Consider the following 20,567-nt stretch of genomic DNA (forward strand, 5'->3'; position numbering starts at 1 on the left):
GTTTATCCGTTGTCGACAGGCAAGGTAGGTAAATAATAACAGCTGACTCCGTTTCGGCCCTGATGTTTTCGCTGATACAACGCCTCGTCGGCGGCATTAAGTGCATGTTCTGCCGATATAAATTGATTCAGATCGGCCAGGCCGACACTGACGGTCACCCCGAACTTGTGTTCACTGCCATTGAAGCTCAGGGCGGCAAAATGACGGCAGATCTGCTCGAACATGGTTTTGGCCTGTGACAGATCGCAGTCGGGCAGTATGGCCACAAACTCTTCACCGCCGTAGCGACCCAGATGATCGGTAATGCGCAGCCGCTTGTGCAGCAGATTGGCCAGCGCCTTGATCACCTGATCGCCAATGGCATGGCCGTGATTGTCGTTGATCTGTTTGAAGTGATCCAGATCCAGCATGGCCACCGTAGTGCTGTGGCCGAGCCGCTGCACCCGGGAAAACTCGTGGCTCAGGGCCTGCTTGATGTGCGTGTGATTGAGCAAGCCGGTCAGGCCATCGCAGGACACCAGTTTCGACAGCTGACGGGCCCGGTAATAGAGGATACGCACGGTACGGATCAGCTGTTGATCGGAAATCGGTTTGGTGATGAATTCATCGGCGCCCTGGGCCAGGGCGCTGAGCTGTTGATCCCGATCCTGCTCCGAAGAGAGATAGATAATCGGCAAGCTCAGCCACTGGGGTTCAAAACGGATCATTCGCGCCAGGGTCACGCCGGAATAGGGCGCCATGTTGATGTCCATCAGCACTATGTCCGGTCGAAACTCCGCCAGCGTACTCAGCAGGGCGGCGGGCCGGGTCATGACCCTGACATTCATACCGGCGGTGGTCAGCACCAGGCGATAATGCTCGGCCAGTTCTTCATCGTCGTCCAGTAGCAATACCCTGGCGGCCTGCGTCTGCTGTTGCTCGCGATTCAGTTGCTCGATGCGTTCTGCCAGGCCGGGTATCTCTACCGGCAGGGTGAACAGGCCACTGGCCCCCAGTTCGGCGAGGCGATAGCGGGCGTCAAAGTCGTCATCTGCACCGATGCAGATAATCGGGGCCTTCTTCTGCCGGCAACGGCGGGCCTGGACCGTGTTCCAGGTGGCGGCCGGCTCCAGATGATGGGCACAGGTGACGATGGTGGTGTTGTGATGCCAGTACCGGGCCGGAATATCATCAACGGCAACATGGTGCGCGATGTTGAAACCGTAGCGGCTGAGGGCCGAAACCAGCTCGGTCAGCTCGGCTCCCAGGATCAGCACTTCGGTCGCCTCTGCTGCGGTCGAAGGCGATGTGAGTGGCGTTGCGGCCGAGGGCGAAGTTGATTCATCATCCTGGTGCAGCAGCGAGGTTAATCGTTGCAGTTGCTCAAGAAAATCGGCGTCGATCACGCGCTGAATTCGGGCAGCAGACAGGTCGGGGCATTCCAGCAATGACGTGAGGCGATGCTCCAGGCTGCGGGCCTTCTGCCCCAGTTCGACAAAGCCGAAGGTGCCGGAAGAGCCGGCCAGCCGGTGCAGTAACTGGTAGAGGGCGGTGATATCGCCACAACGGCCGCCTGTTTGTTGCCATTGTTGAACTTCCAGCACCATGGCGTCGAGCTGGGTGGCCGTTCTCTCGGCAAACCGGGTTTTCAACAGGGCAAGCTTGCTCTCCATTACGCTCGGATCAGGCGGCATTTTTACCTCCGGTACTCGGCTTGTGTTTCTGCGGCCATCGGGTAATGACTGCAGGGATGATAGGCTATAAAGCCCCATGCGAAACTTATCATGGGGTTGCCGATTGTGGTATACCCATATTTGACACCGTATCCGTTATGCACTACCACGACAAGGACGAGATAGCACATGCGATTATCGCTGAAGGGACGAATAGCGCTCATTATCATGACCGGTGCCGTGCTGACGGTCGTGGCCGTGCTGTTGACGGTCTATCACTCGCTGGTGGACGACCTCGAGCAGTTGCACCGCCAGCGCCAGGCGGAGGAAACGGTCAGGGCGGCCGAGCAGGTGGAGCAGGTGCTGGCCCTCAGGCTGAATGCGCTGGAAAGCTTCAGCGCCCAGTTGTCTAACGGACTCAACCTCGACCCCATGAGCCAGTTGCTCACCAAGATGGAGCGGCAGCGCCATCTGCGAAGATTCTTTCCGGATGGCCTTATGGTCTTTGACAGCAACGGCACCGCCATCGCCGAAAGCACGCTGGTGCCGGGGCGAGTGGGTACCAATTATGCGGATCGGCCTCATTTCAAGCGGCTCTTTACCACCCGCAAGCCGGTGATCAGTCACCCCATTATCGGACGTACCACAGGAGCGCCGCTGGTGTCCTTTTTGAGTCCGATCCTGTCGGATGACGGCGATTTGCTCGGTATTCTGGGTGGGGTGATCAATCTGGCCCAGACCTCCATTCTGCCGAAGCGGCGACTGGCCGATGCCCTGCGGGAAGGGGTGACTTTCAGGATTCTGGACACCGACAACCTGGTGTATGTCTATAACGGTGCCGATTTGTCGAGTGAACTGCAACCATTGCCTGCCCCCGGGGAGAGTCCGCTGATTGACGCCGCCCTGTCCGGTTTCAATATCGGCATCACCCAGGATGAAAATCGGCAGCAAATGGTCTTTGCCACCACCCATCTGGAGCAATTGCGGTGGGTGTTCGTTCGTGCCGTGCCCTACGACCAGGTGATTGCCCCGGCCCGGGCATTTTTTCTGCGTTTTGCCGGCATCAGTGTGCTGATTGGCGGCGGACTGGCGCTGCTGGCATTCTGGCTGGCCTGGACCGCGATGCGGCCGCTGGAATTCATGACCCGACAAATCCGGCGCATGGCGACCCAGGCCGCGAATAACCAGCAGTTGCCCGAAACCGGCGTAACCGAGGTGGCGGAGCTGGCACGGGCCTTCAACCAGCTGACCGCCGAGCGCAAGGCGTTGAGCGAGGTCAAGGATGACTTCGTGGCGGTGGTCAGTCATGAACTGCGTACTCCGCTGACCTCGATCAACGGGGCGCTGAAGCTGATGCAGTCGGGGGCGGTGGGCGCCCTGCCGGAAAAAGCCGATAACCTGACGTTGCTGGCATTGCGCAACGGCGAGCGTTTGCAGACCATCATCAATGACCTGCTGGACTTCAACAAGCTGAATGCCGGTAAGCTGGAACTGGCACCCAAGCCCTGCTGTATCATGACGCTGGTCAAGGAGGCGATAGCCGGTAACCGACCCATGGCCGATGACTACCGGGTGACCCTGTGCAGCGCCACCGCCCCGGTGCCATCGGCATACCTCGATCCGCTGCGCTTGCGGCAGGTTCTGGATAACCTGATCAGCAATGCCATCAAATTTTCTCCGCCCGGCGGTACCGTCACGGTACGGGTCGAGTGGCATCTCCCCGACTGGCTGCGGATTACCGTCAGCGATCAGGGAGAAGGCATTCCGGAAGCCTTTGGTGGTCGTCTGTTCGAGCGTTTTGCCCAGGCCGAACACGGCACCATGCGTGCCAGCAGAGGAACCGGGCTGGGCCTGGCGATTTGCAAGGAACTGGTGGAATTGATGGAAGGGCGCATCGGTTTTTATAACCGGGACGGTGCCCATCTGTGGGTGGAGCTGCCGGGTGCGGTTTCGAGCGATAGTACCGAGCATCGGATTATTGAGGATATGAGTGATGATCATCCCATCTGTACCGACCGATGAATGGCAGCGATTGCAGGCGCTGATGGCCACCGGTCTGCTGGACAGCCCACCGGAAGCGCGTTTCGATCGACTGACCCGCATTGCCCAGAGCAGTTTTGGTGTCGACATCGCCCTGGTGTCGCTGGTAGACAGCGAACGACAGTGGTTCAAATCGGCTCAGGGGCTGGGGGAGGTGTGCGAAACCGGCCGCGAGATCTCGTTTTGTGGCCACGCCATCCTGGACAGCGGCCTGCTGGTGGTGGAGGACGCCCACCTCGATCCCCGGTTTTTCGATAACCCGCTGGTCTTGCAGCCGCCGCATATTCGTTTTTATGCGGGGGCCCCCCTGCATACCTCGGGTGGTTATCGCATCGGTACCCTCTGTATCATCGACAGCAAGCCACGCACATTTGGCGCGGCGGAGAGCGAGCTGTTACGGATCATGGCCGACACGGTGGAAGAGCAAATCAACCAGTCCCAGCTGACCGAGTTACGTCGCAGCCTGCAGGCGAGCGAATCCCGTGCCCAGTTGGTGATTGAGGGGGCGCACATCGGTATCTGGCAATGCGACATGCAAACCGGTCGCTGTGAATTCAATGAACGCTGGGCCGATATGCTGGGCTATCGGCTGGCGGAGCTGGCGCCCTTGACTTTCGACACCTGGAAAAGCCGGGTTCATCCGGACGATGTGGTGGGCGCTACGGTGGCGATGAAACGGCATCTGGCGGGGAAGGAGCCGGTCTATGAATGCAAGTTTCGCATGAAGCATAAAGCGGGGCACTGGGTCTGGTTACAAAGCCGGGGCCGCTTGTTCAGCCGTGACGACGATGGGAAGCCGCTGATGATGTATGGCACCCATGCGGATATTACTACCGAGCGAGAGACGCTGGCACAGCTGGAGCGCAAGAACCGGGCGCTCCAGCTGCTTAATCGTATCGCCTTTGAACTGGACGGCAGCTTGGACCAACAAATCACCCAGGCATTGTCGTTGGGGTGCGATTATCTGCAGCTGGAGCTGGGTATCGTCAGCGAAATCCTGGGCGAGGTGTACGCGGTACGTTGGGTGGCGGCGCCGCCCGAAGCCGAAATCGCGCCCGGATTGCACTTTGTGCTGGAACAAACCTACTGCCACCTGTTGCTGCAGCAACCCGGTGTGATGGCCATCCAGCATATGGCTCACTCGTCGTTTCAACAGGCCGAGTGCTATCGGCAGTTCGGGCTCGAAAGTTACATCGCCATTCGACTTCTGGTCGATGGCCAGTTGTTCGGTACCCTCAACTTTTCTGCCGTCGCACCGAGGGAATGGCCTTTCGATGACACCGACCGCATGTTCATCGGGCTGCTGGCGCGCTGGCTCGAAGACATGCTGGGAAAACGGGCGCAGCAGGAGCGGCTGGACAAGCTGGTCGAGCAGACTCCGGGCATGCTGTACCAGTACCGGCTGTGGCCGAATGGCCACAGCGCCTTTCCTTACAGCAGCAGCGGCATCGAGCAGATTTACCGGGTTTCGCCCGAGGCGGTGAAAGAGAATGCCGCCGTGGTATTCGAGCGCATTCATGGGCCGGATCTGGAGCAGGTCAGCGCGTCAATTCAGGCATCGGAGCGTCATCTTGCCATCTGGCATACCCAGTACCGGGTCGTGCAGCAAGACGGCTCCCTGCGGTGGGTGGAAGGACGGGCCCGGCCCGAACGGCTGGATGATGGCAGCACCGTCTGGCACGGCTACCTGACCGATATTCAGCATGAAAAACAGGCGGAACTGGCGCTGGCCGACAGCGAGCGGCGGCTGCGAGGGCTGTTTGAGCTGTCTTCCATCGGCATTGCCCTCAATGATTTTTCGACCGGTGCCTTTATCGATGTCAACCGAGCGCTGCTGGATGCGACCGGGTTCGACAAGGAACATCTGCTGGCGCTGGATTATCGCGTGCTTACCCCGGAGGAATACAAGGCGGCAGACCAGCAGGCGTTGGAGCAACTGAAGCTTCATGGCAGTTATCCGCCCTATGAAAAAGAGTACACCCGTTGGGATGGGTCACGCTTTCCGGTTCGCCAGCGGGGGATGTTGGTCCGCGATGCGGCAGGCAAGACGCTGTTGTGGTCTTTTGTCGAGGATATTTCCGCGCTGAAGCAGGTGGAGCAGATGCAAAGGGAATTCGTGGCCACCGTGAGCCACGAACTGCGCACGCCGCTGACCTCCATTACCGGCTCACTCGGGTTGTTGAACCAGGGGGTGCTGGGTGATCTGCCGGCCAAAGCCGGCCAGATGGTACGGGTGGCTCATAACAACAGCAAGCGACTGAATTTGTTGATCAACGACTTGCTCGATATGGAAAAGCTGGTGGCCGGCAAGATGCCGTTTTGTCTGCAAGCCTGTGATTTGGCAGAGCTGATCCATGAGGCGGTGGAAATGAACCGCCCATTGGGCAAGGAGCGAGGTGTCTGCCTCGAGATTGGCACCATGGCGGCGGAGGCGCGAGTGCAGGCAGACAGGGACAGACTGCTGCAGGCCTTGTCCAACCTGCAGTCCAATGCCATCAAGTTTTCGCCGGAGCAGGGCCGGGTGCTGATCTCCACCGAATGGCAAGGCACCGACCGACTACGCATTCTGGTGCGTGATCGGGGAGACGGGATCCCCGATAGTTTTCGTTCGCGCATCTTCCAGAAGTTTGCCCAGGCCGACAGCTCGGATACCCGCAAGAAAGGCGGTACCGGGCTGGGCCTGGCCATTACCCGGGAGCTGCTGGAACGGATGGGGGGCAGCGTCGACTTCGAATCGACGCCGGGCCAGGGCAGTTGTTTCTGGCTGGAGATACCGGCGGCGGAATAAGATAGTAAGGTGTGAATGGTGAGGTGTGAGGTTACGCCTCACTCTGCCCCCCGCACCCTTTACGTCAAATCGAGGCGACTTCGGCGGCGGTGAGATGACGCCACTCGCCCGGAGCCAGGCTGTCATCCAGCACTATGTCCCCGATTTGCAGCCGGTGCAGGCCCATCACATGATTGCCGACGGCGGCAAACATCCGTTTCACCTGGTGATATTTGCCTTCCTGTATGGTCAGCAGTACCCGAGTAGGGGTGATCACTTCCAGGCCGGCCGGCAGGGTCGTCTTGTCTTCGCCGTGCAGCTCCAGCCCTTGAGCGAAGCGCTCGGCGACATCCTCTGCCAGCGGTTCGGCCAGATCGACCCGATACACCTTGTTGCAGGCATTTTTGGGCGAGCGCAGGCGGTGCGACCACTTGCCATCGTCGGTCAGCAGCAGCAGGCCGGTAGTATCCACATCCAGCCGCCCGGCGCACTGCATGCTGCGGCGCAGCTCCGGGGGCAGCAGTTGCAGCACACAGGGGTGGTCTTCATCCTGGGTGGAACTGATATAACCGGCGGGCTTGTGCAACAGCAGATAGCGCGGCCCCGGTGCCATCAGCAGACGACCTTCGAGGCGCACTTCCTGACCGTTGATCTGTTGGTCGCTCTTTTTGACCACGATGCCATCGACGGTCACATCACCCCGGTGCAGGGCCTTTTTGGCCACGGAGCGGGTCAGGCCGGTACTTTCGCTCAGAAAGCGATCGAGGCGCATCAGGCGTTCTCACCGTCGGCGCTTGCTGCCGCCGGCTCATCGTCCTGATCCTGCAGCAGCCATTCGCTGAGGATTTCCTTGGCTCTGTCCAGGCCCAGGCCCTTGAGCGAACTGAACGATTCGACTCGAATGTCGCCACCGAACACGGTCACGGCTTCGCGCACTCGCAGCACTTCGGACTTGCGCGGGCCCGGCTTGAGCTTGTCACACTTGGTCAGCAGTGCCAGTACCGGCAGCTTGCTTTCGCTGGCCCATTGCAGCAACTGCTGATCGATGTCCTTGAGCGGATGCCGAATGTCCATCAGCACCACCAGACCCTTGAGGCTTTCGCGGTGTTGCAGGTAGACCGACAGGGCTCGCTGCCATTTCAACTTCATTTCTTCCGGCACCTTGGCATAGCCGTAGCCGGGCAGATCGATCAGCCGCTTGCCTTCGCTCAGCTCGAACACGTTGATCAGCTGGGTACGGCCCGGGGTTTTACTGGTCCGCGCCAGACTTTTCTGCTGCGTTATGGTGTTAAGTGCGGATGATTTACCGGCGTTTGAGCGTCCGGCAAAAGCTATCTCTATGCCGCTGTCTTCCGGCATTTGATTGATATCGGGCGCGCTGGTAATAAAGCGGGCGGTGTTAAAATTTATCTGCTTGTTATTCAATATGAATTCCCCCGGGTTCTGAACCCGCTTTGCTTACTTTTTCGCAAAATCATTGTAGAATGGTGTCGTTTTTTGAATCGCATTGTAACATGCCCTCGCAGGTATGTGATCTGGAAGCTCTTACAACGAGAAGTCGGAACGTCATGAAAAAAATTATTTTCACGCTAGCCTTAACACTCGGAATGGCCGGTGTTGTCCAGGCACAGGGCGATGTCGAAGCAGGTAAAGCCAAATCTGCCACCTGCGTGGCATGCCACGGTGCCGATGGCAACAGCCCGACCGATATGTATCCCAAACTGGCCGGTCAGCATGCCTCTTACCTGGCCAAGCAACTGGCCGAGTTCAAGGCCGCCGCCACCGGTGGTGAAGGCCGTGCCAACGCCATCATGGGCGGCATGTCCATGCCGCTGAGCGAACAGGACATGGCCGATGTGGCTGCCTATTTCGCCAGCCAGGCCGTTACCCCTGTCGCCACGCCGGAAGAGGTGATCGAGCAGGGTGCCGCCCTGTATCAGGGTGGTGACATCGAGCGCGGTATTACCGCCTGTATCGCCTGTCACGGCCCCCGTGGCGAAGGCCTGGAATCGGCCAAGTTCCCGCGGCTGTCTGGTCAGTACCCTGCCTATATTGCGGCTCAGCTGAAGATGTTCCGCAGTGGCGAGCGTGCCAACGACCACAACGGCATGATGCGCGGCGTTGCTGCCAAGCTGACCGATAACGATATCGACGTACTGTCCCAGTACGTAGCGGGTCTGCGTTAATACTATCACTCCGGGGGCCCGGCGCCCCCTGCTTTCTCTGGTTTCCCCATGTCTGCCCTGCTGCACGACCTGAACTGTCCCCTTTGTGACCATATCGAGACGTCTCTGTTCTGGCAGGATGCGCGGCGGCGTTACCATTGCTGTGAGCGGTGCCGACTGATTTTTGTCGACCCCGACAATCGGCTGGATGCGGCAGCGGAGAAGGCAGAATATGATTTGCATGAGAATCGGCCCGATGACATGGGCTATCGGCGTTTTCTGGCGCGAGTGGCCGATCCGCTGATGACCCGCCTGCCGGCAGGCAGCCGAGGGCTCGATTTCGGTTGTGGCCCCGGCCCGGCGCTGGCGGCCATGCTGAGTGAAGCAGGCTTTGCCACCACCACCTATGATCCTTACTATGCACATTATCCGGACCGGTTGCAGCAGCGTTACGACTTTGTCTGCTGCACCGAGGCGATAGAACATTTTTACCGGCCGGGCAGGGAATGGCAGCAGTTGCTGACCCTGCTTCGACCGGGAGGCTGGCTGGCCATCATGACCAAGCTGGCTCGAGACCAGGCGGCCTTTGCCAACTGGCATTACAAACAGGATCCCACCCATGTCAGCTTTTTCAGCCGGGAAACCTTTCTCTGGCTGGCGGCACGGGACGGGCTCGGTATCGAATTCATCGGTGCCGATGTGATACTTCTGCAAATACCGGAGTCTGTATGACACGCATTAAAAAGACCCGTACTCCGGGTCAAATCGGAGCCCGCAAGGAAAGTCGGGAAACTGCCGAGCAGAGCAAGGATCGCAAGCGCAAGGCCAAACGCAAGGGGCTGGCACCCGGCTCCCGGCATAACACCGGCGAGTCCGGCCAGCAGCACGGCGGCAGCAAGACACCTCGGGATCCGCGTCTGGGTTCGAAAAAACCGATAGCCCTGGTGCAGGGGGAAACCACCAAGGTGGCCGATTCCTCCAAGCCTGCCAAGCCGGCCAAGGCCCCCAAACCGGCCAGGGTAACACCGGTTATCGACACCGATGTCGAGGCGCTGACGCCGGAACAGGAACTGGAGCAGCTGGAAAACAACGAGCGGCTCAATACCCTGCTGGATAAAGTGGATGCGGGCGAGAAGCTGGGCAAAAACGATGCCGGCTGGCTGGACCAGACCCTGGCTCGTCATCAGCAGTTGCTGGAAGAACTCGGCCTGCTGGAAGAAGATGAAGAAGAGCCGGCAGAAGGCGACGATCTCTGGACCCGTTTTATGGATGCGGATCTTGATCCTGCGCAATACGAAGACAAGGAAGATAAGTCATGATCTCACCCTGGTTGATTGCCGCCCTCGTGGGCGGCGTCATCATAGTGGGGCTGGCGGTTTATGCGGGTAGATTGCTGGCTCGACTGAAGCTGCAAACCCAGCGCCAGCAGCAGGCCATTACCCGGCGTAACGAGCGTATTCTGGAGAGCATTCGCACCATCGCCATGGCGGTGCGCGAAGATCAATGCAACCTGTCGGAAGGCGCCATTCGGCTGGCCAACCTGCTCAACGCCCTGCAGTTTGCACAGCCAAAGGAATTTGCCGGCGAATACCCGGGCCTCTACGATCTGTATGAACGGGTCAGAGAAATGCCGACCCACGACGCCCGCAAGCAGTACAAGCGCAACGAAATCATGCGTATGGATCTGCAACGAGCCGGTTTCGAACAGGAACTGGAAGCACAAATCAAAATTGAGGTAACGCGGCTGGCCAGCCTGGAACTGCCCGGTCGCTGACCGGGAGAGGTTATGTCAGCACAGATAGAGTGGGATCAGGCCCTGATCGAAAAGTATAACTATTCGGGGCCGCGTTATACTTCTTACCCCACGGCGCTGGAGTTCAATGACGGCTTTGGCATGGCGGAACTCGAAGCCGCCGCCGGCCGTTATCCCGGACGACCGCTGTCGCTCTATGTGCATATCCCCTTCTGCCACAAGCTGTGTTACTACTGTGGCTGCAACAAGGTCATCACCCGTCACCAGGACAAGGCCGACATCTACCTTGATTATCTGGAGCGGGAAGTTGCGCGTCTGGCACCGCTGTTTGTCGATCGCACCGTAACCCAGTTGCACTGGGGCGGCGGCACCCCCACCTTTTTGACCGAACCCCAGATCCGTCGTCTGAACGGCCTGCTGCGCCGGCACTTTCGCTTTGCCGAACAGGGCGAATTCAGCATCGAGATCGATCCGCGCCGCATCGAGCTGAGCCTGCTGGATGTGCTGAAAGAGGAAGGTTTCAACCGTATCAGCCTGGGCGTGCAGGACTTCAACAAAGACGTGCAGCGGGTGGTCAACCGGGAGCAGGATAACGACTTCATCAAGGCGCTGGTCAGCCGGGCCGCCGAGCTGGGCTTCGGCTCCACCAATCTGGATCTGATCTACGGCCTGCCGCTGCAGACCCCGGAAAGCTTTCACCATACCCTGGAACAGGTGGTGGCGATGAAGCCGGCCCGTCTGTCGGTGTTCAATTATGCTCACCTGCCGAGCCGTTTCTCTGCCCAGCGCAAGCTGAAAGATGAGGATATGCCGGCCCCGGCGAAGAAGCTGGCGATGTTGCAGGACAGCATCGCCTATCTGACCGGCCAGGGTTATCAGTTTATCGGCATGGATCACTTTGCGCTGCCGGACGACAGCCTGGCGGTGGCCCAGCGGGAAGGCGAGCTGCACCGCAATTTTCAGGGTTATACCACCCAGGGTGACTGCGATTTACTGGGGCTGGGGGTGTCGGCCATCAGCATGATTGGTGATGCCTACTCCCAGAATCACAAGGATCTGAAGCTGTATTACGGCCAGCTGGACGAATTGGGCCACGCCCAGACCGTCGGCTATGCCCTGAACGAAGACGACTGTCTGCGCCGGGATCTGATCAAGACGTTGATCTGCAACTTCGAGCTGGAATTCGCGCCGCTGGAGCGGCAGTACGGCATTGGTTTTGCCGACTATTTCGCCGAGGATCTCAAGCTGCTGCAGACCTTCATCGACGATGGTCTGGTGACCTTGAGCGACGACGCCATCAAGGTTGCGGCCAAGGGCCAGCTGCTGATCCGCAATATCTGCATGTGTTTCGACGTGCACCTGCGCCGCCAGGCGCGGATGCAACAGTTCTCGCGGGTTATTTAAGCGAAGCGCTACGACGCAATCGAAGCTGCATGTTCGTTGTCACATATCGGACAAAGGGCCCGCTCCGCCGACACGCCATGAACCCATCCGTGGGAGCTCTCTGTTTCATCCCTGAAACAGAAGGTCGGCGGAGCAGATCCCTTTGTCCTCCTTTGAGCCGCGCGTTGTCAGATGGTACTCCCAACAAACAGCTCCGGTTCATGGAGGAGGCTGCAGGGATTGCCTTAGCCGACCGTCACATGACAGGGATGTCATGTGCTGAGCGCTACATGGACGTACTTGAAGCGTGTCGGAAGAGGCAACCCTGGTGCCTCTTGTTCACAGAGCCACCGAGGGGATGGGTTACTCCCTTGCGGCGCTGGCCAGCAGCAGGGCGGCTTTTTCTTCGGCGCTGATAAAGGCCATGGCCAGGGCGTTTTCCTGACACCGGCGGGTCTGCACCGGCGTCAGGCCGGTGGCCAGCGCGGCATCGGTATATTCATGACGCAGCTCTATGCCCTGTACCGCCGGGTCGTCGGTATTCAGACAAACTGACAGGCCTTTTTCCAGAAAGCGGTGAATGGGATGGCTGCTCAGCTCGGTGACCGTGCTGGTCTGCAGGTTGGAGGTCAGACAGGTTTCGATACCGATGCGTTGCTTGGCCAGATAGTCGAGCAGGGATTCGTCCTGTACCGCTTTTACCCCGTGGCCGATGCGCTCGGCACCCAGCTCCCGAATGGCCTGCCAGACGCTGTTACTGCCCGCCGCTTCACCGGCGTGCACCGTGATATGCAGACCGGCGTCGCGCACCCGTCGAAAGTGCTCTTCGAACAGCCCGCCGGGAAACCCCAACTCGTCACCGGCCAGATCCATGGCGATGAGTTTGTCCTTGTGGGCCAGACAGGCGGCCAGCTCTCGTTCGCAGGCCTGTTGGCCGAAGGTGCGACTCATGATGCCGATCAGCTTGACCGGTACGCCGAAGTCGCGGCTGCCGGCGGCCACCCCGTCGATCACCGCTTCCACCACGCCCTCGGGGTCGAGGTGGTGGCTCATCGCCATGTAGCCGGGGCTGAAGCGCAGCTCGGCATAGTCGATGCCGGCGCGTTGCAGATCCTCGACGTTTTCATAGGCGACCCGACGGCAGGCATCGTAACTGCCCAGCACCCTGACGCCCCAGTCCAGTTTGGCGAGAAACGACATCAGATCCGGTGCATTATCCCTTACCTGCACATGAGGGCGCAGCCCCGCCAGGGTGGTGGCGGGCAGCGCCATGTCAAAGCGCTGGCCCAGTTCCAGTATGGTGGCGGGACGGATATTGCCATCCAGATGACGGTGCAGGTCGAGCAGGGGCAGACTGGGATCTATCATGGCATTTCCTCGTGGTGTGGAGCCGTTAGTCTTTATCCTCGGCCAAATGGTCTTCACCATGCAACTCTTTCAGCTTGCGGGTCAGGGTATTGCGACCCCAGCCGAGCAGACGGGCGGCGTCCTGTTTGTGACCCTGAGTATGGGTCAGGGCACAGTCGAGCAGGATGCGTTCGAAGTCGGGCAGGGCATGAGCCAGCAGATGTTGATGACCCAGGGCCAGTTCTTGCCGGGCCCAGTCCTGCAGCGCCTGACGCCAGTCTTGCGTGGCGCCGCTTTTGTCTTTCTCCCGTTCCTTTTGCATCAGCTCGGGTGGCAGATCGGAGACCAGCACCTCCTGACCCGACGCCATCACCGTCAGCCAGCGGCAGACGTTTTCCAGCTGGCGTACGTTACCGGGCCAGGGTAGTGATTGCAGGCAGGCCTGAGCGTCCGGATGCAGGCCCTTGGCCTCCACACTCAGCTCTTTGGCCGCCCGGGCCAGAAAGTGACGGGCCAGCTTGGGAATGTCTTCCCGTCGGTCTTTCAGCGCCGGCATATGGACGCGAATGACGTTGAGCCGGTGGAACAAGTCTTCGCGAAAGTCGCCATCGTCCACCTTCAGCTCCAGATCCTGATGAGTGGCGGCGATGATGCGTACGTCCACCTTGATCGGCTGATGGCCGCCGACCCGGTAAAACTGGCCGTCGGACAATACCCGCAGCAGCCGGGTCTGAATATCCAGCGGCATGTCGCCGATTTCATCGAGAAAGAGGGTGCCGCCATTGGCCTGTTCGAAGCGGCCCTGGCGAATGCTGTTGGCCCCGGTGAAGGCGCCTTTTTCATGGCCGAACAGCTCCGATTCAATCAGATCCTTGGGAATGGCCGCCATGTTCAGGGCAATAAAGGGGCTGCTGGCGCGAGGGCTGTGCTTGTGCAGCGCGTGCGCCACCAGTTCCTTGCCGGTGCCGCTCTGGCCGTTGATCAGCACCGAAATGGAAGAGCGGGCCAGACGGCCGATGGCGCGAAATACCTCCTGCATGGCCGGGGCTTCGCCGATGATTTCCGGCGCATTGACGCTTTCCTGCTCGGCGACCCGGCCCTTGGACTTGCTCTCCCGCAGGTGGGCCATGGCCCGCTGCACCAGGGTGACCGCCTCGTCGATATCGAAGGGTTTGGGCAGATATTCGAAGGCACCGTGACGATAGGCGCTGACCGCACTGTCCAGATCCGAGTGGGCGGTCATGATGATCACCGGCAGCTGGGGCACCTGTTCGTGAATGGCACCCAGCAGGGTCAGGCCATCCATGCCGCCCATGCGAATGTCGGACACCACCACGCTGGGCTGGCTGCGGGTCAGGGCCGCCAGCACGCTTTCGCCGTCGGCAAAGCTCTGGCAGTCGAAGCCGGCCTGGCTCAGGGCACGTTCCAGCACCCAGCGAATCGAGCTGTCGTCATCGACTATCCATACTTGTTCGGTCATAAGGCTCTCCTAGCGGCGTAATGGCAGATAGATAATAAATTCGGTGCGTCCGGGGCGACTTTGGGTCTCTATGCGGCCCTGGTGCTGGTGGATCAGATCCTGCGCGATAGACAGCCCCAGCCCGGTGCCGCCGTCGCGTCCGGTCACCATGGGGTAGAACAGGGTGTCGCGCAGGGGCTCGGGAATGCCGGGGCCGTCGTCGATAATGCGAATCTCCGCCGCCAGCCGGTAGCGGCGACCTTGCAGCATCACCTGAAAGGCGGTGCGGGTTCTGATCTGAATGTGCCCCTGCTCGCCCAGCGCCTCGGCGGCGTTGCGTACTATGTTGAGCAGGGCCTGCTGCAGTTGCTCCGGATCCATCTCGAAGTCGGGAATGCTGGGATCGTAATCCCGGTCCAGGCTGATGCCGGGCGGTATTTCCATCGCCACCAGCCGGCGCACCTGCTCCAGTACCGAATGCAGATTGGTGATTTGCCGCCGGCCGGGTCGTTGAGGACCCAGCAGTCGGTCCACCAGATTACGCAGCCGGTCCGCCTGGGCGATGATCAGCTGGGTAAATTCTTTCAGCTCTTCCCGGGGCAGCTCTCGCTCCAGCAGCTGGGCCGCCCCGCGCAGGCCACCCAGGGGGTTCTTTATTTCGTGGGCCAGGCCGCGCACCAGCTCCCGCGCCGCCTGTTGCTGGGTGCGCTGCTGCAGCTCCTGGCTGATTTTTTTCTGCTGATCGATCAGCCGAAGTTCGATCAACGCCCGAGTCTGTGTCCGCGGTGATGAGGAGCCGGACCAGGGCAGAGGAGTGACGCTGACTTCAACCCAGCGCGGCACGCCGTCGATCATCAGCTGCACCTCGCTGTCGGTAAAGCCCTGCTCGCGGTCGATGCAGTGCCTGATACGGGCGGTATCCAGCGAAATATCTTCGTCCGCCAGATTGAGCGGCATCGCCTGCAGCCGGCGCTTGCTCAGGGGCAGCAACTGCTCGGCGGCGGTATTGGCAAACAGCACCTGCAGCTCGGCATCCACCACCAGCACCGCCGTGAGCAGGTTATCGATAATCGCTTGTACGTCTGGCTGGGATTCCGGCACCTTGTTGTCCTCTCGTCTGCATTTGCACCACCATGGTGCATGCATTCTAACCCGAATTCGGCGCCCTTGCCGCTCGAGGGCAGGGTGGCTCTGTATGCCCCGTACTGGTGCCGCTACTGGTAGCGTAAGAATGCAAGAAACCTGCCGATTTGCCAGAACGGACCAGGGAGCTGGCTGATGCAGTCCGTGAATTTGAATAATATCGTTAGCAAGAGCATAATTAGCATGCTAACTAACTCGGAGGTGGCGATGAAAACCCTGGGAATGTCTCTGGCCTGTCTGGTTCGGCAGTGGCGCTGGCTCAACGATGAGCGGCTCAAGCCGCTGGGGCTGACCCAAAGCCGCTGGATCACCCTGACACATCTAAAATACGAAGATGGTATTCAACAGCATCAGCTGGCGCGCCGGGTCGGGGTGGAAAGTCCGTCGCTGGTACGCACCCTGGACGGGCTGGAACAGCTGGGGCTGGTGGAGCGTCGGCCCTGTGCCGATGATCGCCGTGGCAAGAGGGTGCATCTGACGCCGGCGGTGCGCCCGCTGATGGATGAGATGGACGCGGTGCTGGATCAGACCCGCCAGCAGGTACTGGCGGGCCTGAGTGAACAGGAAATCAAGGAATTCAATCGCATGGTGGAGCACATCAACCGGAACCTCAACGGTATCTGTGGTCACAAAGAATAACGCAACCGAGGTCATCATGACGCCAGAACAGAGTTTCAGCCGCTGGATAAAAGTGGCCCTGAGCGCCTTTTTTCTGCTTTTTATTTATTTCGTCATCGCCGACAACTACATGCCGATGACACCGGAAGCCCGCATTCAGCGCTATGTGGTGCCGGTCTCGGCCCGGGTGTCCGGCCAGGTCAGCCGGGTGCATGTCACCAACAATCAGCGAGTCGATCCGGGGCAGCTGCTGTTCGAACTGGACGACAGCGATTATCAACTGGCGGTCAGGCGGGCCGAGCTGGCGCAGCGTCAGGCAAAAGTGGCACAAGACAGGGCGCAGTCCGGTCTGGCGGAAGTGAAGGCCGAAACCCACCAGGCCGGGCTGCAGCTGCAGGAACAGGAGCGGGAGGCGGCGCGAATCGCCCGACTGCACCGTCAGGGTCATATGTCGCAGCAACAGCTGGAACAGGCCAACACCGGCACCAGCCTGGCGCGTGATGCCCTCGCCGTGGCCGAGGCCCGCCGGCAGGAAGTCGAGCAGGCGCTGACGGCGGCGGGTCTTGCCGTCGAGCAGGCCGAGGTGGCCCTGCGTCAGGCTCGGCTCGAGCTGGCGCGTACCCGGGTGTATGCGGAAAGTCGCGGCCGCATCGGCAACCTGCAGTTGCGCCAGGGTCAGCATGCGGCGGCCGGCCAGCCGCTGATGGCGCTGATTTCCGATCAGGCCTGGGTGAGTGCGGACTTGCGTGAAAAAAGCCTGCGCCATGTGCAGAGCGGCACCCCGGTCGATGTCATCTTCGATGCCTTGCCGGGGCAAATATTTTCCGGCCACGTTACCAGTATCGACAGCGGCGTCAGGGAAGGTCAGCAGGCGGCCGACGGGCTACTGGCCCAGCCGGTCAATTCCGATCGCTGGGTGCGGGACGCCCAGCGCCTGCGCACCCACATTGCACTGGATGACACCTGGCCGCCGCTGGCCACCGGCGCCAAGGCCACGGTGCAGCTGTATCCGGTCGACAACCCGGTGCTGAACGGCCTGGCCGCCATGCAGGCGCGGCTGGTCAGCCTGCTGCGTTACCTGTACTGAGGAGACAAGCATGGAACTGACCCCGGATCGGCTGCGCGTTTGTCTGCGTATCGCCTTTGGCAGTGCCGCCGGTATGCTGATCGCCAAGATGATGAACTGGAACTTCGGGGTTTTCTTCACCGTCTACCCCATGCTGTTACTGGGCATGGTGCCGGTGCTGAACCGCTTCGTCAGCCTGCAGTTCATCGGCTCGTCGCTGCTGACCTCGCTCGAGATCATGGTGCTGCCCGGCCTGCTGAATCATTGGCCGCCGGCCTTTACGGTGGTGGTATTCTGCCTGTTTCTGGGCCGGTTTCTGTTGATGGCCCGAGGCCCCATGCTGCTGTTTGGCGCCTCGGGTTGCGTTAGCCTCAGCATCATGCTGCACTTTTCCAGCTACCGGCAGTTCGATCTGGCCGACATGGCGATGAGCAATATCACCGCCTCGCTGTTATCGGTGGCACTGGCCTATATCGCCTATGCGCTGCTGCCCAATCGCGAGCCGCCGGTGGCGCGGGCGCTGCCCGCCAAAAGCGATAATATCATCCGTCATCAGGCGCTGCTGGGCGCCATAGTGGCGACCCTCAGTTTCACGGTGTTTCAGACGGTCGATCTGGTGGACTCGCTCTCGGCCCAGGTGGCGACGGTGCTGGTGCTGTTTCCCATGAGTTTTGTCGGGGCGGTGCAGTCGGGTCGTCAGCGTTGCATGGGCACCCTGCTCGGCTGTGCGCTGGGGTTGCTGACCCAGCTGTTTTTATACAGCTATTATCACAACCTGCTGTTGCTGACGCTGTCATTCTGGCTGTGCGCCATGGTATTTGCGCGCTGGCATGTGAAGGAAGGCATGCCGGGGGTGGGCTTTGCCGGCCTCACCACGGTGGGCATTCTGTTCGGCCAGTATGTGTCACCGGAGCATGATCTGGTGTACAGCGCCCTGTATCGGATGAGTTCGATGACCATCGCCATTCTGCTGACCCTGTGCTGTGTGTATCTGGTGCACAAGGTGCTCAACCTGTTTCCTTCTACCCGACATGAGATTCTGGGGTAATCTTGCGTGAGGGGTGAGGAGTGAGGAGTGAGGAGTGAGGAGTACGTCAGAGGCCAGGAGGGCAAAGGGCCCGCTCCGCCGACTCGCCGTAAATCCCTCCCTGGAGGCTCAGCCGCGCCATCCATGGCGGTCAGATGGTCGGCTGAGCAGATCCCTTTGTCCTCCTGGTTGTATCGGAGTCTCCTGTTGCAGCTCCCACAGGCAATTCCGGAGTGTCGATCTTTTGTAGGCGCCAATTTATTCGGCGCAAACCCGCAGGCGAGTAGAAACCTGCAAGCCTAACGCAGATCCCATGCTCGCAATGGTTTGTCTTTGCTCCTCACCCCTAACCCCTCACAATTTATATACAAAAAAAGGCCCGGTTTCCCGGGCCTTTCAATTTCCAGCTTATAGCTGACAGCTTACCGCTTAAAGCTTAAACGGAATAGTACAGGTCGTATTCCAGCGGGTGCGTCGCCATGTTGATGGTTTCGGTTTCAACACGCTTGTACTTGATGTAGGCGTCGATGAACTCGTCGCTGAATACACCACCGCGGGTCAGGAACTCGCGATCCTGGTTCAGGTTGTCCAGTGCGTTGTCCAGAGACACGGCGACAGTCGGGATCTCGGCGGCTTCTTCGGCCGGCAGATCGTACAAGTCCTTGTCCATGGCATCGCCCGGGTGGATCTTGTTCTGAATACCGTCCAGGCCGGCCATCAGCAGCGCGGCGAAGCACAGGTACGGGTTGGCAGCCGGATCCGGGAAGCGGGTCTCGATACGACGAGCCTTGGGCGAGCCAACCAGCGGGATACGGATAGAGGCAGAACGGTTACGAGCCGAGTAGGCCAGCATGACCGGCGCTTCAAAGCCGGGTACCAGACGCTTGTAGGAGTTGGTGGCCGGGTTGGTGATGGCGTTCAGGGCGCGGGCGTGCTTGATGATACCGCCGATGTAGAACAGGGCAGTTTCAGACAGGCCACCGTACAGGTCGCCGGCGAACAGGTTTTCACCGTTCTTGGCCAGAGACTGGTGTACGTGCATACCGGAACCGTTATCACCTACCAGCGGCTTGGGCATGAAGGTAGCGGTCTTGTTGAAGGCATGCGCCACGTTGTGAACCACATACTTGTAGATCTGAATTTCATCGGCCTTCAGGGTCAGGGTGTTGAACTTGCAGGCAATTTCGTTCTGGCCGGCCGTCGCCACCTCGTGGTGGTGAGCTTCAACCACCAGGCCCATCTCTTCCATCACCAGACACATGGCGGAACGGATGTCGTGGGAGGAGTCGATCGGGGCAACCGGGAAGTAGCCGCCCTTAACGCCGGGACGGTGACCCTTGTTGCCTTCGGCATATTCGCTGCCGGAGTTCCACTTGGCTTCTGAATCATCAATCTTGAAGAAGCTGCCGGCCATGTCGGTATGGAAGCGCACGTCGTCAAACATGAAGAATTCGGGCTCGGGACCGATCAGCACGGTGTCGGCGATGCCGGTAGACACCAGGTATTCTTCGGCGCGGCGGGCGATGGAGCGCGGGTCACGGTCATAGCCCTGCATGGTGCCCGGCTCGAGCACGTCACAGCGAATATTCATGGTCGCGTCTTCGGTGAAAGGGTCCATCACCGCAGAAGCCGGATCGGGCATCAGTACCATGTCGGATTCGTGAATGGTCTTCCATGCGGTCATGGAAGAGCCATCGAACATCTTGCCTTCTTCAAAGAAGTCGTCGTTTATCTGATTGACCGGAATGCTGATATGCTGCTCTTTACCCTTGATATCGGTAAAGCGCAGATCGATGAATTTGACATCGTGTTCCTTGATCATGTCCATTACGTTTTCTACTGACATGGATTTCGACCTCCAAAAATAATCATCCTAGGGTTTGATGAACAAATTCATCAATTGCCATCGCTACAGATAAATACAAAGCGAAAACTGTGCCAGTTTGCCAAATGCTTGTCACACTGGTGTTTATCCTGATGTAAGAGAACCAATGGCCGTTTTGATGCACTAAGTTGGTGCATTAGTGGATCCTTTTGGTGCAGTAAGGCGCCGGCGCCGATCATCATGGTGCATTAAAAGCCCCTTGGGAAGTTGTCGAGCAGTAATTTTCAATTCTGCTAGGCAGATCCGAGGTGGGCGAGTAAAA

17 protein-coding genes are annotated in these 20,567 nt (G+C 59.6%); 10 read left to right on the forward strand and 7 right to left on the reverse strand.

Going from position 1 to position 20,567, the window contains the following annotated elements; translation table 11 throughout:
* Positions 1 to 2: 2 nt before the first annotated feature.
* Positions 3 to 1,673, reverse strand: a complete 1,671-nt coding sequence (locus Q0753_RS12330) for a diguanylate cyclase (protein ID WP_298721341.1) — start codon at positions 1,671 to 1,673, stop codon at positions 3 to 5.
* A gap of 168 nt (positions 1,674 to 1,841) precedes the next feature.
* Between Q0753_RS12330 and Q0753_RS12335 the strand changes: the two genes are divergently transcribed.
* A complete protein-coding gene (locus Q0753_RS12335) occupies positions 1,842 to 3,674 on the forward strand; it encodes an ATP-binding protein (protein ID WP_298721344.1) in 1,833 nt (610 codons plus the stop codon).
* Positions 3,646 to 6,480 (forward strand): PAS domain-containing protein, encoded by a 2,835-nt coding sequence (locus Q0753_RS12340; RefSeq protein ID WP_298721347.1) that lies wholly within the window; start codon positions 3,646 to 3,648, stop codon positions 6,478 to 6,480. The genes Q0753_RS12335 and Q0753_RS12340 overlap by 29 nt, the downstream gene beginning before the upstream one ends.
* Before the next feature lie 64 nt (positions 6,481 to 6,544).
* Here the strand turns inward: Q0753_RS12340 and rsuA are convergent, their stop codons facing one another.
* Positions 6,545 to 7,231, reverse strand: a complete 687-nt coding sequence (gene rsuA, locus Q0753_RS12345) for a 16S rRNA pseudouridine(516) synthase RsuA (RefSeq protein WP_298721350.1) — start codon at positions 7,229 to 7,231, stop codon at positions 6,545 to 6,547.
* Positions 7,231 to 7,884: a ribosome biogenesis GTP-binding protein YihA/YsxC gene (gene yihA / locus Q0753_RS12350; protein ID WP_298721353.1), complete on the reverse strand. Its 654-nt coding sequence runs from the start codon at positions 7,882 to 7,884 to the stop codon at positions 7,231 to 7,233. The genes rsuA and yihA overlap by 1 nt, the downstream gene beginning before the upstream one ends.
* Positions 7,885 to 8,027: 143 nt before the next feature.
* On the opposite strand from yihA, the gene Q0753_RS12355 reads away from it, so the two are divergent.
* From Q0753_RS12355 to hemN, 5 genes are read left to right on the forward strand one after another with little or no spacing between them, the layout of a single operon-like run.
* Positions 8,028 to 8,645, forward strand: coding sequence for a c-type cytochrome (locus Q0753_RS12355; protein WP_298721356.1), 618 nt, complete (start codon positions 8,028 to 8,030; stop codon positions 8,643 to 8,645).
* Between the two features lie 48 nt (positions 8,646 to 8,693).
* Positions 8,694 to 9,356 carry a class I SAM-dependent methyltransferase gene (locus Q0753_RS12360; protein WP_298721359.1) on the forward strand — a complete coding sequence of 221 codons (663 nt, stop codon included), beginning with the start codon at positions 8,694 to 8,696 and terminating at the stop codon, positions 9,354 to 9,356.
* Positions 9,353 to 9,943 (forward strand): Der GTPase-activating protein YihI, encoded by a 591-nt coding sequence (yihI, locus tag Q0753_RS12365; protein WP_298721362.1) that lies wholly within the window; start codon positions 9,353 to 9,355, stop codon positions 9,941 to 9,943. The genes Q0753_RS12360 and yihI overlap by 4 nt, the downstream gene beginning before the upstream one ends.
* Positions 9,944 to 9,954: 11 nt before the next feature.
* On the forward strand, positions 9,955 to 10,398 hold the full coding sequence (locus Q0753_RS12370; protein ID WP_344964264.1) for a DUF2489 domain-containing protein: 444 nt from the start codon (positions 9,955 to 9,957) through the stop codon (positions 10,396 to 10,398).
* A gap of 12 nt (positions 10,399 to 10,410) precedes the next feature.
* The gene (gene hemN / locus Q0753_RS12375; RefSeq protein WP_298721367.1) at positions 10,411 to 11,781 is read left to right on the forward strand and encodes an oxygen-independent coproporphyrinogen III oxidase; all 1,371 of its coding nucleotides are present in this window, start codon (positions 10,411 to 10,413) and stop codon (positions 11,779 to 11,781) included.
* Between the two features lie 342 nt (positions 11,782 to 12,123).
* Here the strand turns inward: hemN and add are convergent, their stop codons facing one another.
* Genes add through glnL form a run of 3 tightly spaced genes read right to left on the reverse strand, consistent with a single transcriptional unit; the run spans position 12,124 to position 15,667 of the window.
* Entirely contained in the window at positions 12,124 to 13,128 is a 1,005-nt protein-coding gene (gene add / locus Q0753_RS12380) for an adenosine deaminase (RefSeq protein WP_298721370.1), read from the reverse strand.
* Positions 13,129 to 13,153: 25 nt separating this feature from the next.
* Positions 13,154 to 14,587, reverse strand: coding sequence for a nitrogen regulation protein NR(I) (gene glnG, locus Q0753_RS12385; RefSeq protein WP_298721373.1), 1,434 nt, complete (start codon positions 14,585 to 14,587; stop codon positions 13,154 to 13,156).
* A gap of 9 nt (positions 14,588 to 14,596) precedes the next feature.
* A complete protein-coding gene (gene glnL / locus Q0753_RS12390) occupies positions 14,597 to 15,667 on the reverse strand; it encodes a nitrogen regulation protein NR(II) (protein ID WP_298721376.1) in 1,071 nt (356 codons plus the stop codon).
* A 225-nt stretch (positions 15,668 to 15,892) separates the two neighbouring features.
* On the opposite strand from glnL, the gene slyA reads away from it, so the two are divergent.
* From slyA to Q0753_RS12405, 3 genes are read left to right on the forward strand one after another with little or no spacing between them, the layout of a single operon-like run.
* Positions 15,893 to 16,348 carry a transcriptional regulator SlyA gene (gene slyA / locus Q0753_RS12395; RefSeq protein WP_298721380.1) on the forward strand — a complete coding sequence of 152 codons (456 nt, stop codon included), beginning with the start codon at positions 15,893 to 15,895 and terminating at the stop codon, positions 16,346 to 16,348.
* Between the two features lie 16 nt (positions 16,349 to 16,364).
* Positions 16,365 to 17,414: an HlyD family secretion protein gene (locus Q0753_RS12400; RefSeq protein WP_298721383.1), complete on the forward strand. Its 1,050-nt coding sequence runs from the start codon at positions 16,365 to 16,367 to the stop codon at positions 17,412 to 17,414.
* 10 nt (positions 17,415 to 17,424) lie between these two features.
* A complete protein-coding gene (locus tag Q0753_RS12405; RefSeq protein ID WP_298721386.1) occupies positions 17,425 to 18,441 on the forward strand; it encodes a DUF2955 domain-containing protein in 1,017 nt (338 codons plus the stop codon).
* Between the two features lie 415 nt (positions 18,442 to 18,856).
* On the opposite strand, the gene glnA is transcribed toward Q0753_RS12405, so the two are convergent.
* Positions 18,857 to 20,266: a glutamate--ammonia ligase gene (gene glnA / locus Q0753_RS12410; RefSeq protein WP_298721389.1), complete on the reverse strand. Its 1,410-nt coding sequence runs from the start codon at positions 20,264 to 20,266 to the stop codon at positions 18,857 to 18,859.
* Positions 20,267 to 20,567 lie beyond the last annotated feature (301 nt).

The organism is uncultured Oceanisphaera sp., from assembly GCF_947495715.1.
Classification (GTDB): Bacteria; Pseudomonadota; Gammaproteobacteria; order Enterobacterales; family Aeromonadaceae; genus Oceanimonas; species Oceanimonas sediminis.

Bases quoted from the DNA above. Each gene is read 5' to 3' on its own strand.
- Q0753_RS12340 (WP_298721347.1), top strand. From the start codon at position 3,646: ATGATCATCCCATCTGTACCGACCGATGAATGGCAGCGATTGCAGGCG.
- Q0753_RS12355 (WP_298721356.1), top strand. From the start codon at position 8,028: ATGAAAAAAATTATTTTCACGCTAGCCTTAACACTCGGAATGGCCGGT.
- glnG (WP_298721373.1), bottom strand. From the start codon at position 14,587: ATGACCGAACAAGTATGGATAGTCGATGACGACAGCTCGATTCGCTGG.
- Q0753_RS12335 (WP_298721344.1), top strand. From the start codon at position 1,842: ATGCGATTATCGCTGAAGGGACGAATAGCGCTCATTATCATGACCGGT.
- hemN (WP_298721367.1), top strand. From the start codon at position 10,411: ATGTCAGCACAGATAGAGTGGGATCAGGCCCTGATCGAAAAGTATAAC.
- glnA (WP_298721389.1), bottom strand. From the start codon at position 20,266: ATGTCAGTAGAAAACGTAATGGACATGATCAAGGAACACGATGTCAAA.
- Q0753_RS12330 (WP_298721341.1), bottom strand. From the start codon at position 1,673: ATGCCGCCTGATCCGAGCGTAATGGAGAGCAAGCTTGCCCTGTTGAAA.
- rsuA (WP_298721350.1), bottom strand. From the start codon at position 7,231: ATGCGCCTCGATCGCTTTCTGAGCGAAAGTACCGGCCTGACCCGCTCC.
- yihI (WP_298721362.1), top strand. From the start codon at position 9,353: ATGACACGCATTAAAAAGACCCGTACTCCGGGTCAAATCGGAGCCCGC.
- Q0753_RS12360 (WP_298721359.1), top strand. From the start codon at position 8,694: ATGTCTGCCCTGCTGCACGACCTGAACTGTCCCCTTTGTGACCATATC.
- add (WP_298721370.1), bottom strand. From the start codon at position 13,128: ATGATAGATCCCAGTCTGCCCCTGCTCGACCTGCACCGTCATCTGGAT.
- Q0753_RS12400 (WP_298721383.1), top strand. From the start codon at position 16,365: ATGACGCCAGAACAGAGTTTCAGCCGCTGGATAAAAGTGGCCCTGAGC.
- Q0753_RS12405 (WP_298721386.1), top strand. From the start codon at position 17,425: ATGGAACTGACCCCGGATCGGCTGCGCGTTTGTCTGCGTATCGCCTTT.
- slyA (WP_298721380.1), top strand. From the start codon at position 15,893: ATGCTAACTAACTCGGAGGTGGCGATGAAAACCCTGGGAATGTCTCTG.